This is a genomic window from Streptomyces sp. NPDC048255, assembly GCF_040652415.1.
GTDB lineage: Bacteria > Actinomycetota > Actinomycetes > Streptomycetales > Streptomycetaceae > Streptomyces.
Genome location: NZ_JBEZMA010000010.1, coordinates 85039 through 97998, shown reverse-complemented (window position 1 = coordinate 97998; position 12960 = coordinate 85039). Strand labels below are relative to the sequence as shown.

Below are 12960 nucleotides of genomic sequence, written 5' to 3'. Positions count from 1 at the left end.
CTGCCTCCCACTAGGCCTCCGCCTCCACCGCTGCCTCCGTCTCCGCCGCTGCCTCCCACTAGGCCTCCGCCTCCACCGCTGCCTCCGTCTCCGCCGCTGCCTCCCACTAGGCCTCCGCCTCCACCGCTGCCTCCGTCTCCGCCGCGGCCTCCGTTTCCGCCGAGGATTCCGTCTCCGCCTCCGTCCCCGCCGCTGCCTCCGTCTCCGCCTGTGTTGGGGACTGCGTCTCCGCCGTCTCCGCCGCGGCCTCCGGGTTCGTCTCCGCCTGTGTTGGGGACCGCATCTCCGCCTCTGCCTCCGGGCTCGTCTCCGCCTCCCATGAAGCCGCTGCACCGGGTGTGCTGACCGTCCTGGGTCACGGTGTACTGGGCGTTCTCGACGTTCAGGAACTGGAACCCGCCGTTCTGGGCGACCTCGAACGAGCCTCCCGCGGCGGTCGGCGACGAAAGGAAGGCCGGTCCCGGCGTGAACCCGCCGCCGGAGAGGTGCACCTTCCCGGTCGCCGGGAAGACGCCGGAGATGGAGCAGGTGGCGGTGGGGGCGGCGGCCGGGGCCGACTGGGCCCACGCGAAGGAGGCCGGGCCGACGACGAACGCTCCCGCGAGGAGCGGGGTGAGCACGGTGTGCCGTGTGGGTCGGTACATGATCTTCCTCCCGAAAGGGAGTCGAGGGAGAGGCAGCCGGGCCCGCGTGAGGCCCGGGGCCACCGGCCTGTGTCGGAAGGCGGCGCCTGGCGCCCGGGCGCGCCGAGACCGCGCCCGTCGCTTCCATCGTCCCTCGCCCGCACCGGAGTGTCGATCGCTGACGGGCCACGGGCCACGGGCCACCGGCCGCGGTGCAGGGGGAGCCGCCGCAGGACCCGTTCCCGCGGCCGCTCCCTGAGCCCTGGCTGCGCCGCCGGTCAGACCGGGCGGGGCGGCTGGGTCCGCCAGAACGCGCACTGGTGCTCCGCCTCGAACGAGGTGCTCGTCCGCGTACCCGCCGGGTCCAGGGTCAGGACGCTCGCGGCGCCCACACCCGCGCCCGCCCCCGCCCCGGCCGCCGGCCACGCCGGCTGGCCCGGTACGACCGGGTTGCCGAAACGTGCGAACGCGCCCCAGTAGCGCTTCATCGAGGTCGCCAGCCGGACCTGAACGGGAGTCAGCGGACGGTCGCCCATGGTGAAGTCGTGCAGGTACGCCAGCTCCGCGCTGTGGGCATTGGACTGGTCCAGCCCCGGGACCTGCGCTCCCGCGAGGGTGGGCGACTGAGGGTCGTCGAACTCGTAGGCATAGGTCGGCACTTGGGCGGCGAACAGACGCGCCGTCCACGCCGTGTGACAGGCGAACGTGGAGTCGGTCATGACGGCCGAGAGCGCCAGGTAGGGCGAGCCGTGGTCCGCCACCGGATACCGCGCGAGGACCTCCGGCCCCGCGGCCCCGTACCCCGCGAGGACCTGCGCCGTGTACTGCTCCGCCGTCAGGTGCGGCTGCGTCAGCGCGACGAAGAGCCGGGCCTCGGAACGGGTGCTCCCGATCAGGACCGGCACCTTGTTCCAGGCGCCGCTCCCGATGGCCCGCGCCGGTTCGACCGGCAGCAGCCCGTCACCCGACGCCGGACCCGAGGTGGACACCGTACGGGCCGCCTCTACCAGGGCGGCTCCGGAGTTGGCGCGCAGGCACGCGGCGACCCCGGCCGGATCGGCGCACCCCGCCCGCGCGGCGAAGGTCCGCGCCTCCGCCTCCGCCCGCGTGCCGTCGGGCGTGCCCAGCAGCGTGCACGGCCCGCTCTGCAGTACGGCCCGGTGGAACAGCCCGGCGGCCGACGGCGCGGCCAGCAGCGCGCAGACGGAACCACTGCCCGCGGACTGACCGGAGACCGTGACACTGCCCGGGTTCCCGCCGAACGCACCGATGTTCTGCCGCGTCCACTGCAACGCCGCGATCTGGTCCATCAGCCCGAACGAGCCGGAGCGGCGCCCGTTCTCGGCGGCCAGCTCGGGCAGCCCCAGGTAACCGAGCTGCCCCAGCCGGTAGTTGATGCTGACCACCACGCTCTGCGTGAGATCGGCCATGGTCCGCCCGCCGAACTGCGTTCCCGTCCCCTGGCTGTACGCGCCCCCGTGCATCCAGACGATCACCGGAAGCCGGGCTCCGGGACGGGCGTCGCGGGGCCGGTACACGTCCAGGTAGAGGCAGTCCTCGCTGACGGCCGCCGGATCCCGCAGCCCGAACGGCGAGAACTGCAGGCACGCGGGAGCCTGTTGGACCGCCTCCCGCACCCCGGGCCACCGGATCGGCGCCTGTGGCGCGCGCAGCCGTGCCTCCCCGACCGGGGGAGCGGCGTAGGGGATGCCGAGGAACTCCTGCGCCCCGTCCCGGACCTGCCCGCGGAGGCCGCCCTGCGCGACGGTGACCACCGGACGGGGCGACCCGCCCGACCCGCCGACCCCGGCCAGCGCGTTCGCCGGAACCGCCGAAGCGAACAGGGCCGCCAGCGCGAGGGCCGTGCCGAGCAGGGGTCTTGCCGAAGCCGGCCGGGCCGGCCGGACGAGCCGGGCCGGCCGTTCCCAGGGTCTCTTCATTACGTCCGTCCTCCTGGAGTGGTGAACGAGCCGGGGGCGGGACGGCGCACACACCGCCCCGCCCCCGGCCGAAGGGTGGGTTACGGGCGGAGCCCGGAGAGCAGGGCGGAGGCCGCGGCGCGGTCGGCCGGGCCGGGGTTCCAGTCCGCGTTCATCGGGCTGACGGCGATCTTGCCGGCGCTCACGGCTTCGATGTCACCGCCCTTGGCGGCGGGCCCCAGGGCCACCTTGACGGTCACCTTCCAGGTGCCGTCCCCGGAGTCGGTGAAATCCGGTTCCAGGAAGTTCTGCGGGTCCTGGAAGGTGGTGGCCACACCGGAGGCCGTGCCCTTGCCGTCCGCGCCGACGACGGGATGGTTGACGTTCAGGCCCACGCCCTCGGGCAGCAGCGGCCCGGACCGCGCCCGGGAGCGCAGCCGGTCGATCAGCTTCACGGCGAAGTCCATCGTGGGAACCATCGCGTTGACGGTCGTGACGGGGTCGGGCGCGGACAGACCGCCGGTGCTCAGCGCGATGGCCGGCACCCCGGACTCCACTGCGGCGACGGCGCCGCCGACCGTGCCCGAGTGGGTGGCGAGCCCGGCGACGTTCGGGCCGAAGTTCGTACCGGAGACCACCAGGTCGGGGGCCCGGTCCGCGAAGACCTCGGCGAGTCCGAAGGCCACGGAGTCGCCGGGAGTGCCGTCCACGGCCCACACCTTCGGCTCGGGGTGCTTCACCGTGATGGTGGGGGCGTTCATCATCTTCGTGCCGCTGCCGCTCTGGTTCGTGAGCGGCGCGACGATGGTGACGTCGTGCCCGGCGGCGGTCAGGCGCTCGTAAGCCTTGCGGATGCCGGGCGCGTCGTAGCCGTCGTCGTTGGTGAGCAGGATCCGCAGCGGGCCGGGGGGCGCGGCCTGCGGTGCGGCGGTGGCGGGAACCGTACCCGCCAGGGCCGGTGCGCACAGCACCAGGGCGGCCAGCGGCAGAACTCGCTTGCGTCTCACAGAGTGCTCCTTCGGAGAGGGAGGTGCAGGGAGTGAGGGTGGGGGTGGGGCGGGGTGGAGACAGGCGGGCGGCGACCCTCGGCGCGCGCCCGCCGGAGTACGGACCGGCCCGAACACGCAGGCGGGCGCGGGGAGTCAGCGCACGCTGCGGATCGGGAGGATCGCGAGGGCGCCGATCAGGGACAGGGCCCCGCCGACGAGGAACAGCGGGGTGTAACCGCCCAGGGCGGTGACGACGGCCGACGCGACGAAGGGGGCGATGATCTGCGGCCCCGCGTTCGCGATGTTGAGGACGCCCATGTCGCGGGCGGCGTCCTCGGCGCGCGGCAGGACCAGGGTGACGAGGGCGGTGTCGACGGCCATGAAGCAGCCGAACGCGAGGCCGTTGAGCGCGCTGAAGACGAGCATGCCGGTCCAGGTCGGGCTGATGACCGGCACCACCATGACGAGGCCGGCCAGGGCGGCGGACACGCCGACGAACACCTTGCGGCGGTTCCACCGGTCGGACAGCAGACCGCCGACCACGGTGGACACGGCCATCGCGACCATCGACACCGGGGTCAGCACGGCCATCGCGGCGGGCGGCGTCAGTCCGGCGGGCAGGGCGATGTGGTCGCCGAGGATGTACAGCTGGTAGCCGACGACGGAGAAGTACCCGAGGACCATCAGGGCCCGGCCGATGAAGGCCCACCGGAAGTCGTGGCTGGCCAGGGCGGAGAGGAAGGCGGCCCACTGGGCGCCCTTCGGCGCGGCCGGCGCGGGGGACTCGGACTCGGTGCGCGGGATGTCCCGGCAGAAGGTCGTGAGCAGCAGGGCGGCCACGGCGATGATCGCGCCGAAGACGAGGTAGCCGGTGCGCAGGTGCCCGGCGGTCTGGGAGGCGACGAGGACGCCGACCGTGCCGCCGATCGGCAGCCCCAGGCCCACCAGCGCGGACGCGGTGCCGCGGCGGACTGCGGGCACCCGGTCGGGCACGATGGCGGTGACGGCGGCCTGGTAGACGTTCATCGTCGCCTGGACCAGGCACCAGCCGATGCCCACGAGCAGGGCGGTGGTCACGTTCCCGAGGAATGCGAGACCCGCGAGGGAGGCGAGGGCGCCGCCGAGCACCCAGGGACTACGGCGTCCGCTGCGGTCGGAGAGCGCGCCGGCGATGGGGTTGAAGGCGGTCGCGAAGATGGCGCTGATGCCGCCGATCAGGCCCAGGACCGCGACCTTGTCATCGGGGGCGATCGCGGCGATCTGGGTGGGCAGGAGTACGGAACCCACTCCCATGTAGACCGCCATCATCGCGGAATTGGCGACCAGTAGCAGGGGCAACAGCCCGCGCTGGCGGGGTGGTTCCGCGGCTGCGGTGGTGGTGGGCGGGCCGGCGATCTCGTTCGTGGCCATGACGACTCCTCGGGGGACGGTGCGGGGAGGTGGCGAGCAGCGGTCGAGCGTGGGGGAGGGGCGCCGCGCGGGCGGCGGTGGGGCGGCGGGCAGCGGGCGGCGGGGCTGAGGTGTTGCCGGAGCCACAGGCCGATGAACGCGTTTACGTGATGTTGTTACACGTGTCACCTACGGCGCTGGACACTGTGTAGCACCGATTTCCGGCCGCCGCCTAGCCTTGCGGGGCGAGGTTGTGCAGATCGTGACCGTCTGGAGATCCGCAGCATCGTCACGTGTAACTGGTGCGTCCAGGCCGCCGGGCAGGTCGTTTGTGCCGAAAAGCCTCTTGCTCTTGTGGCGGCGGTCGCCCGTCCGCAATACTCCGTGCCGCGCCGCGACGATCTCGTGGCCGTACGTGGACCCGGGGCCTGTGGCCTGGTTCGGCCGCCCTCCCCTCCGCCCTCCCCGTCCCCCGGACGGGGCGCCTTCTGGCCGCGCCTCGCGGGCGTACGGCTGCGACGTTCGTCCTGACGTCACCCTCGGAGGCGCTCGCCGTCGGCGCTGCATGCACCCATGTGCGGATGCGAGCGGGTGCGCATCTGTGTGCGTACGTATGCATGCGCCTGCCCATGCGGTCGAGTCCGCCCCATGCGCGTGCCCATGCCTCCAAGTCCGCCCTCATGCATGCACCGCACCCTTCCGGCGTGGCCGTACTCCCCCCGCCACGCCCCGCCGCTCCCGCGACTGCCCCGGCGGCTCACCCCGCCCGGGCAGCTGACCGTGAAAGGCCCGCCATGCAGCACTCGCCCCCCTTCGCGCCCCCGCCCCGGCCGGTGTCGCCGCCCCGGCATCACCTGCCGGCTCTCCCTCCTCGTTACGCACTCGCCTCCGGGATCGCCCTCCTGCTGGTGTCCCTGGCGACCGCCCTCTTGCTGCGCATCGACGACCGCCCCTTCTTCCAGGGGCTCGACGACCGCTGGGCGGCCTCCGTCAACGGATCGGCCGCGCAGGACGGGGGCGGAGGCTTCACGGGCGGCTTCGCCATCCTTCTCGACCGCCTCGGTGGCCCCTTCGGTCTGGTGCTCCCGCTGGCCCTGATCGGCTGCCTCTGTGTCTACGGCCGCTGGCGCTCGGGGCTGTTCGTCTTCTCCGCCTGCGTCGTCGCCAACGTGCTCGTGGTGCTGCCCCTCAAGCAGCTGGCCGACCGGCCTCGCCCGCCGTTCCCGTGGGTCCTGGTCAACGACGGCTCGTACCCCTCCGGCCAGGTGTTCAGTGCGGTGGCCTTGGTGTTCGTCGTTGCCGTGGTGGTGTTCCCGGCCCGGGCGCGGCGCTGGTGGTCGCCGGTCGCGGGTGCGTACGTCCTGTCCATGATGGGGAGCCGGACCTGGCTGCACGCCCAGTGGCTCAGCGACACGTTCGCCGGTGTGCTGCTCGGCGTGGGGACCTGTCTGGTGCTGTGGCGCGTCTTCGCGCCGATGCTGGATACGGAGGCGGAACGGATGGCCTCGGGCAATCTCTGGCTGTGACGGGACTCTCGGGCGGGTGATGCCGCACGCATCCCGGAATGATGAGAATCATTGACGGTCGCAAAAGAAGCAGCATAATCTCGGTGGTGTCGTCGCGCATCCGGTGCGCGGTCAGGAAGGATCGGCTCATGGCTCACTCCCCAGAGCGGGACCACGTGGTGGTGGACCTTCCCGCAGGGCGCCTCCGCGGTGGGACCGAAGGCGGGGTCACCGTCTTCCGGGCCGTCCCCTACGCCGCCCCGCCCGTCGGTGACCTGCGCTGGCGGCCCGCGCGGCCGCACCCCGGCTGGACGGGGACCCGGAACGCCACCGCCGACGGCCCGAGCGCGCCGCAGCCGTACCGGGAGGAGGGTGATCCGGTGCTCGGCGGCCATGGTTCGCCCCCCTTCGACGAGGACTGCCTGACCCTCAACATCTGGACCCCCGCGGCCGACGACGCCCGTAGGCCGGTGCTCGTCTGGATCCACGGAGGCGGCTTCGTCTCCGGCTCCGGGTCCTTGCCCGGGTACTCCGGGGCCACCTTCGCCCAGGACGGAGACCTCGTCTTCGTGAGCGTCAACTACCGCATCGGAGCGCTGGGTTACCTGTCCTTCGATGACGACGACGGCGACAGCGACAGCGGCAGCGATGGCGGCGCGATCGGTGAGGGGGGCGGCGCCGAGGCCGAAGCGGGCGCCAATCCCTGGCTCACCGATCAGCTCCGCGCCCTGCACTGGGTACGGGAGAACATCGCCCTCTTCGGCGGCGACCCCGACCTCGTCACCGTCGCGGGCCAGTCCGGCGGCGCGGTGTCCACCGCTGCACTCGCCGGCCATCCGGAGACCCAGGGCCTGATCAAGCGGGTGATCCTGCAGAGTCCGCCCTTCGGGCTGGACCTGCCCACCCCGGAGGTCTACGGCGAGCGCGTCGCAGCCTATCTGGAGCTCGCGGGAGTCAAGACGGCGGCGGAACTCCGCGCGCTGGACTGGCCGGAGCTGATCGGTGCGGGCCTCGGGCTCTTCGCCCGGACGGCGCGCTGGGGGTACTGGCCGACGCCGTTCCTGCCCGTGATCGACGGGGTCACCGTGAAGCGCCATCCGGCCGGGACCCTGACGCAGGGCGCGGCGAAGGGTGTCGACGTGATGATCGGCTGGACGCGGGAGGAGGCCAATTTCGGCTTCGCCCTCGACGAGGGGTACGCCGCCGCGACCCGCGAGCAGGTCACCGCCCGGATCGCGGACACGTTCGGCGCCGACCGGGCCCCCGAGGCGTACGCGGAGTACGAGCGGGCCCGGCCGGGCTCCCGCCCGGCCGACGTCCTCATGGACCTCATCACGGACGAGCTCTTCCGCATACCCGGCCTGCGGCTGGCCGAAGCGCGGGCGGAGTCCGGCCATCCGGTGTGGGCCTACCAGTTCGACCTGCCCACGCCCGCGTACGAGGGCCGGCTCGGGGCCGCGCACTGCCTCGAACTCCCCTTCGTCTTCGCCAACTTCGACCAGTGGGCGCACGCCCCCTTCCTGGCGGGACTGACTCCCGCCGTCCGCGACGGGCTCGCGACCGCCATGCACCGGGCGTGGATCGCCTTCGTGCGCACGGGCGACCCGAACCACGCGGGCCTGCCGCGCTGGGACCGGTACGACACGCAGGGGCGCAGCACGATGCGGTTCGACTCCGTCGTGACGGCCGTCGGCGACCTCGCGGGCGCCTCCCGGGTCCTGTACGGGGACGGGCTCCCGGGCCCGGTTTCGGCGGGTACGCCTGCGGGTGCGTCCACCGGGACCCGCGCACATACCCCGTAGGTACGCCCGCAGGTACCCCGTGGGTACGCCTCCAGGTGCCGCGTGGGTACGCCGGGGCGGCGGCCGGGGCCCGCGCAGGCGGGCGGGGGCAGGCCCGGCCGGCCGTATGTGATCTAACTCGTGTAACCTCGGAAGGGAAGGTGCGAACCGAGCAGAAGGAGCGTCGAGGGACGCCATGGCCAAAGACACCCACGTCCCCGCGACCACCACCAGTGCCGATGTGGCCCGCCTGGCGGGAGTCTCGCGTGCCACCGTCTCCTTCGTCCTCAACGACACCCAGGGCCACCGCGTCAGTGCCGGCACCCGTGCCCGCGTGCTCGACGCGGCCCGCCAGCTCGGCTACGTACCGCACGCCGCGGCCCGGTCCCTGCGGGCCGGCCGCAGCAACCTGGTCCTGATGCCCGCCTCCGTCTCCGCGATAGGGCGCCTCGTCAGCGACTGGGTCGACGACCTGCACGGCGAGCTCGACCGGCACGGCTACACGGCCGTGCTCCACGCCGGCCGCTTCGGCGACCCCGTGGACGCGGCCCGGGCCTGGGCCGAACTGCGCCCGGCGGCCGTCGTCGCCCTGGACGGCGACCGGTTCACGACCCAGGCGGCCGACCTGCTGCGCCGCGCCGGGGTGCGCGCGCTGCTGGCCTTCGCGGCGCAGCCCCTCGAGGGCGTGTACACCGTCGGCTTCGACCACACCCACATCGGCGCCACCGCGGCCGAGCACCTCATCGCGCGCGGCCGTACCAGGATCGGCGTCGTCATGCCGCAGGAGCGCGGGCTCGGCACGCTCGCGCAGCCGCGCCTGGCGGGCGCCGAATCCGTCGCGGCCCGGCACATGGCGACCGTCACCCCGGTCGAGCTGGCCTACACGCGGGAATCCGCGACCGCCCTCGCCCGGCGCTGGCCGAGCCTCGACCTCGACGCCGTGTTCGCCTACAACGACGAGTACGCGGCCCTGCTGCTGCACGCCTTCCGGGCCGAGGGCATCGCCGTACCGGACGAGGTCGCCATGGTCGGCTCCGACGACCTGATCCTCTCGGCCCTCCAGCAGCCCGCGCTCACGACGATCCGCCTGGACCTGCCCTCGCCCGCGCGGATCGCGGACTCCCTGCACGAGTTGATCGAGACCGGGACGGCGCCGGCGCTGCCGCCGGTCGAGGCCGTCCTCATCCACCGCCAGACCTCCTAGGTGTGTTGTCCGGCCAGGCGGTTTCGATTGGATGTCCCGGTGCACGCCCACCGGGGTTGCACGCCGAATCGGTCGGCAGGGCGAGGACGGCGGAGCGTGAACCGGGCATCGCCCGTGTTTCCCGCGCGAGATTCTGGAACTGATCGATCCCCGCCGGCGTCGTGAGGTTCATGGCACAGGGTGGGAGCACGATGGGCGACGAACCGACGTGGGCAGAGCTCCTGCTGATGTTTGCTCTCGCAGGGGCCGTCCCTATGGTCGTCGGAGGGACGCTGATCCTTTCCCTTGTCGGGCTGACGCTGTGGGTGACAGCACCGCTGCGGCGTAAGCGTTCACGCACCGCTGACAGTTAGGCCGGACCTGTGAGGTCGGCGGGACCCTGTGGCCCGCCGGCCTCCTCAGCCACGCGCACTTGTCGGCGCCGGGCCGCCGTCCGCCGCCGGTCAGCGCCTCGCGTGCTGGGGCCGGTCGGCCGGCGGGACGGGATCCGGGGAGTCCACGGCCGCCCCCCGGCGGTCGTGGACACGCTCGCGCTCCCGGGCGAGTGCAGGTCCGCAGAGCCACCACGCCAGCAGCCCGGCCCCTGTGCCCGCGGCCGCGCCGGCCACGGTATCGCTCAGCCAGTGCGCGTGCAGCCAGGTACGGCTCCACATCATGGCCAGCGTGAACACCGCACCGCCCAGCCACCACGCCCGCCGCCGCGCGGCCGGGACCAGCAGCGCCCCGACGACGACCACCAGCAGGGCCGCCGAGGCCACGTGACCGGAAGGGAAGGAACCGTGGTCGACGCGGACCAGCGGGTCGGCCGGGCGGGGCCGGTCCACCAGCTGCTTGAGCCCCTGGACGACGAGCATGTTGGCGCCGAGGTAGACGCCGAGCAGGAAGGCGGCGGAGACCCAGCGCCTCCGGACGAGCAGCAGGACCAGCAGGGCGAGCGGGACGACGGCGCCGAGCGGGCCGCCGAACCAGTCCAGGGCGGCGGCGACGGCCGCGTACAGCCCTTCGTGCGGACCGCCCATCCAGTGCAGCCAGCGGTCGTCCATGCCCTGGAACGGCGGATTCACGACGTCCGGGCGGACGAGGAGGGTCAGGAGCGCGGCGCCCCCGAGGAACAGGAGACCCGGCGCGAGCGCGCCGCGGCCGCGGTTCGCCCCGGAGGCGCCGGGTCTGTCGGAGGGGGTGGTCACGGGGTGCGGGGACATGACTGCCTCTCGCGACGGCGGGCGTGACCGCGGCCGTCGACGTGGTGGGGTGGGGTGAGGGGATGTGGCGAGGGGCCCTGGGTGGGCGGGGGGGCGGGCCGGGCCCCCCCCCCCCCGGGGGGGGCGACAGGCGGGCGGGGGGGGGGGGGGGGGGGGGGGGGGGGGGGGGGGGGGGGGGGGGGGGGGGGGGGGGGCGGGGGCGCCCCCCCCCCCCGCCGGGGTGGAGCTACTGCGTGACGTGGTGCCGGTCCGGGGCGCGCGAGGGCTCAGGGCCGAAGGTCCGGGGTCAGGCCCGGGCCCCCGCGCCGAGGTGGCCGGCCAGGAAGGCGACGCTCTCGGCGACGATCCGCTCGATGTCCGGCGAGCCGAGGAAGATGTGGTCGGCGCCCTCCACCGGCCGCAGGGTGACCTCACCCCCGGCGCTCACGAGCGCCCGCGCCAGGGCCTCGCTCTGGCTGTACGGGACCAGCCCGTCCCGGGTGCCGTGGACCAGGAGGAACGGCGGCGGATTCGAGCCCTCGGCGTACGTCACCGGGCTCGCGGCGCGGGCGAGGGCCGGGCGCTCGGCCTCGGTGCCGCCCAGCAGGGCCTCGTAGGGGTCGGGGAACTCGACTCCGCCCGGCATCGGCGGCATGGGGTGATCGGCGAGGGCTTCCAGGTCGGAGACGCCGTACCAGTCGACGACGGCCAGCACCCCGGTGTCGCCGGAGCCGACGCCGTGCGCGCCCTCCAGGGCCGGGCCGTCCACGCTGCCGGGACCGACGAGCCCCGCGAGGGCCGCCAGGTGGCCGCCCGCCGATTCGCCCCAGACGCCGATCCGGTCGGGGTCTATGCCGAGTACCCCCGCGAAGGCGCGGACGTAGCGGATGGCCGCCTTCACGTCGTGCAGCTGGGCGGGGAACGGGGCTTCGAGGCTGTGCCGGTAGTCGATGGAGACGAGCGCCAGTCCGGCGCCGAGGACCGCCCCGTGCAGCAGGGGGGCGGGCACGGTCGGCGGCGGGTAGCGGCGGTCGCCGTCCAGCCAGCCGCCGCCGTGGATCCAGACGACCGCGGGGAACGGCCCCTCGCCCGCGGGGAGTTGGACGTCGAGCAGCCGCGGGCGGAAGCCGGGCGTGGTCGCGTACGTGACCCCGTCGAAGCGCCGTACGCCGTCCGTGCCCGTCACCGGCTGTACGGGGGACTGGTACGGCGGGGGCGGCCAGGTCATGTCGGCGATGTCGAACTCGGCTGGGGGAGATTGCGTCATTGGGGCCCTTCCGATGGGTGCGGCGGCCATGGCGGCCGGCGGGTCCCGGCGTGGGGCGCAGGCTTCGCGACGTTTGTCCGAAATGCTTGCGCGGAACGCTGGGGAGACTTAACGTGTTACACGTGTAATCAGAACTCTAGCGACGCGTTTCCGCTGACCACAAGCCCATGGCCAGTCCGACTTCCCCGCCAGTTACACGAGCCGTTCCAGTGGGTGCGCCGCCTTCCCCCTCCGGGAGCACGCCATGCCCACCCCCACCGGCAGATCCGCGCCCCTCGCCCAGCCCCAGCACCCCGGGTGCCCGGTCCCGCCCGGATGCCCGGTCCCACCCCTGGACTCCGCCCCGCCCGAGCGCCGCGTCCCGCCCCAGCCGTCGTCGCCGCCCCGGCGTCCTTCCCCGGCCGGCAGTTTCGTCCACTGGGTCACGGATCCCGTCGCGGCGACCGTTCCGCAGGTCAGGGCGCGCGTGCGGGCGGCCCTCGACGAATGGCGGGTGTCCCGCGCGGTGGCTGACGTGCTGCTGCTGGCCGTCAGCGAACTGGTGGGCAACGTCGTGCGGCACGCGGCCGCCGGGCGGATGCGGGTCGGCGTGACCTGGGGCGGGGGATGGCTCCGCCTGGAGGTCGCCGACCAGAGCGCCGGCCTGCCTCGCCTGCCCTCCCCGCAGATCGAGGCCGACCTGGACTCCGAAGGCGGCCGCGGCTTGCTGCTCGTCCACCTGCTGGCGGCCGAGTACGGAGGCGAACTCTCCGTGGTGGCAGGGGAGTCGGGCAAGTCCGTCCGGCTGCGCGTCCCGGCGGCCTGAGCCGGGCCGCGACGGCGTACGCCGCGGTCGCAGGCCACTCGGCCCGAGTACGGTCCGCATGGCGGCCGCTGCGTACCCCGCAGTCCCGGACGCGCTCACCCAGACGGAACGCGCGTTGGCCTGGCGGCCTCTCCCGGCGTCGCCGGCGCCGTACCGACGGCCACGGTCCGGAACGGGCCGTTCGTGCTCCTACTCCCCGCACCCGCGGGGCTGGACCCCACGCCGGCTCAGGAGACCCTGATGTACGCGCCTGCTCCCCGCCCCCGCGGGCACCCCGCATGCTGCCGCCTGCCCCGC

Annotated in this window: 9 protein-coding genes; 4 read left to right on the top strand and 5 right to left on the bottom strand. The window is 74.0% G+C overall.

Annotated features, from left to right (window positions below; genetic code table 11):
• Nucleotides 1-901 precede the first annotated feature (901 nt).
• The 3 genes from AB0D94_RS11590 to AB0D94_RS11580 form a co-directional block, all read right to left on the bottom strand.
• Entirely contained in the window at nt 902-2563 is a 1662-nt protein-coding gene (locus AB0D94_RS11590) for a carboxylesterase family protein (RefSeq protein WP_362049355.1), read from the bottom strand.
• A gap of 80 nt (nt 2564-2643) precedes the next feature.
• A complete protein-coding gene (gene surE / locus AB0D94_RS11585; protein ID WP_362049352.1) occupies nt 2644-3549 on the bottom strand; it encodes a 5'/3'-nucleotidase SurE in 906 nt (301 codons plus the stop codon).
• Nucleotides 3550-3684: 135 nt separating this feature from the next.
• Complete coding sequence (locus AB0D94_RS11580; RefSeq protein ID WP_362049349.1) at nt 3685-4941, bottom strand: MFS transporter; 1257 nt, start codon at nt 4939-4941, stop codon at nt 3685-3687.
• Between the two features lie 773 nt (nt 4942-5714).
• Between AB0D94_RS11580 and AB0D94_RS11575 the strand changes: the two genes are divergently transcribed.
• The 3 genes from AB0D94_RS11575 to AB0D94_RS11565 all read left to right on the top strand — a co-directional run bounded on the left by AB0D94_RS11575 (nt 5715) and on the right by AB0D94_RS11565 (nt 9410).
• Entirely contained in the window at nt 5715-6446 is a 732-nt protein-coding gene (locus AB0D94_RS11575; protein WP_362049346.1) for a phosphatase PAP2 family protein, read from the top strand.
• 128 nt (nt 6447-6574) lie between these two features.
• The gene (locus AB0D94_RS11570; protein WP_362049343.1) at nt 6575-8227 is read left to right on the top strand and encodes a carboxylesterase family protein; all 1653 of its coding nucleotides are present in this window, start codon (nt 6575-6577) and stop codon (nt 8225-8227) included.
• 175 nt (nt 8228-8402) lie between these two features.
• A complete protein-coding gene (locus tag AB0D94_RS11565; protein WP_362049340.1) occupies nt 8403-9410 on the top strand; it encodes a LacI family DNA-binding transcriptional regulator in 1008 nt (335 codons plus the stop codon).
• A 443-nt stretch (nt 9411-9853) separates the two neighbouring features.
• Here the strand turns inward: AB0D94_RS11565 and AB0D94_RS11560 are convergent, their stop codons facing one another.
• Nucleotides 9854-10612, bottom strand: coding sequence for a phosphatase PAP2 family protein (locus tag AB0D94_RS11560; protein ID WP_362049337.1), 759 nt, complete (start codon nt 10610-10612; stop codon nt 9854-9856).
• A 286-nt stretch (nt 10613-10898) separates the two neighbouring features.
• Nucleotides 10899-11858, bottom strand: coding sequence for an alpha/beta hydrolase (locus tag AB0D94_RS11555; protein ID WP_362049334.1), 960 nt, complete (start codon nt 11856-11858; stop codon nt 10899-10901).
• A 244-nt stretch (nt 11859-12102) separates the two neighbouring features.
• On the opposite strand from AB0D94_RS11555, the gene AB0D94_RS11550 reads away from it, so the two are divergent.
• Nucleotides 12103-12663, top strand: a complete 561-nt coding sequence (locus AB0D94_RS11550; RefSeq protein ID WP_362049331.1) for an ATP-binding protein — start codon at nt 12103-12105, stop codon at nt 12661-12663.
• The last annotated feature ends 297 nt before the right edge of the window (nt 12664-12960 follow it).

Coding starts and splice junctions, on each gene's coding strand:
- AB0D94_RS11565 (WP_362049340.1), top strand. CDS start 8,403: ATGGCCAAAGACACCCACGTCCCCGCGACCACCACCAGTGCCGATGTG.
- AB0D94_RS11570 (WP_362049343.1), top strand. CDS start 6,575: ATGGCTCACTCCCCAGAGCGGGACCACGTGGTGGTGGACCTTCCCGCA.
- AB0D94_RS11555 (WP_362049334.1), bottom strand. CDS start 11,858: ATGACGCAATCTCCCCCAGCCGAGTTCGACATCGCCGACATGACCTGG.
- AB0D94_RS11590 (WP_362049355.1), bottom strand. CDS start 2,563: ATGAAGAGACCCTGGGAACGGCCGGCCCGGCTCGTCCGGCCGGCCCGG.
- AB0D94_RS11580 (WP_362049349.1), bottom strand. CDS start 4,941: ATGGCCACGAACGAGATCGCCGGCCCGCCCACCACCACCGCAGCCGCG.
- AB0D94_RS11575 (WP_362049346.1), top strand. CDS start 5,715: ATGCAGCACTCGCCCCCCTTCGCGCCCCCGCCCCGGCCGGTGTCGCCG.
- AB0D94_RS11560 (WP_362049337.1), bottom strand. CDS start 10,612: ATGTCCCCGCACCCCGTGACCACCCCCTCCGACAGACCCGGCGCCTCC.
- AB0D94_RS11550 (WP_362049331.1), top strand. CDS start 12,103: ATGCCCACCCCCACCGGCAGATCCGCGCCCCTCGCCCAGCCCCAGCAC.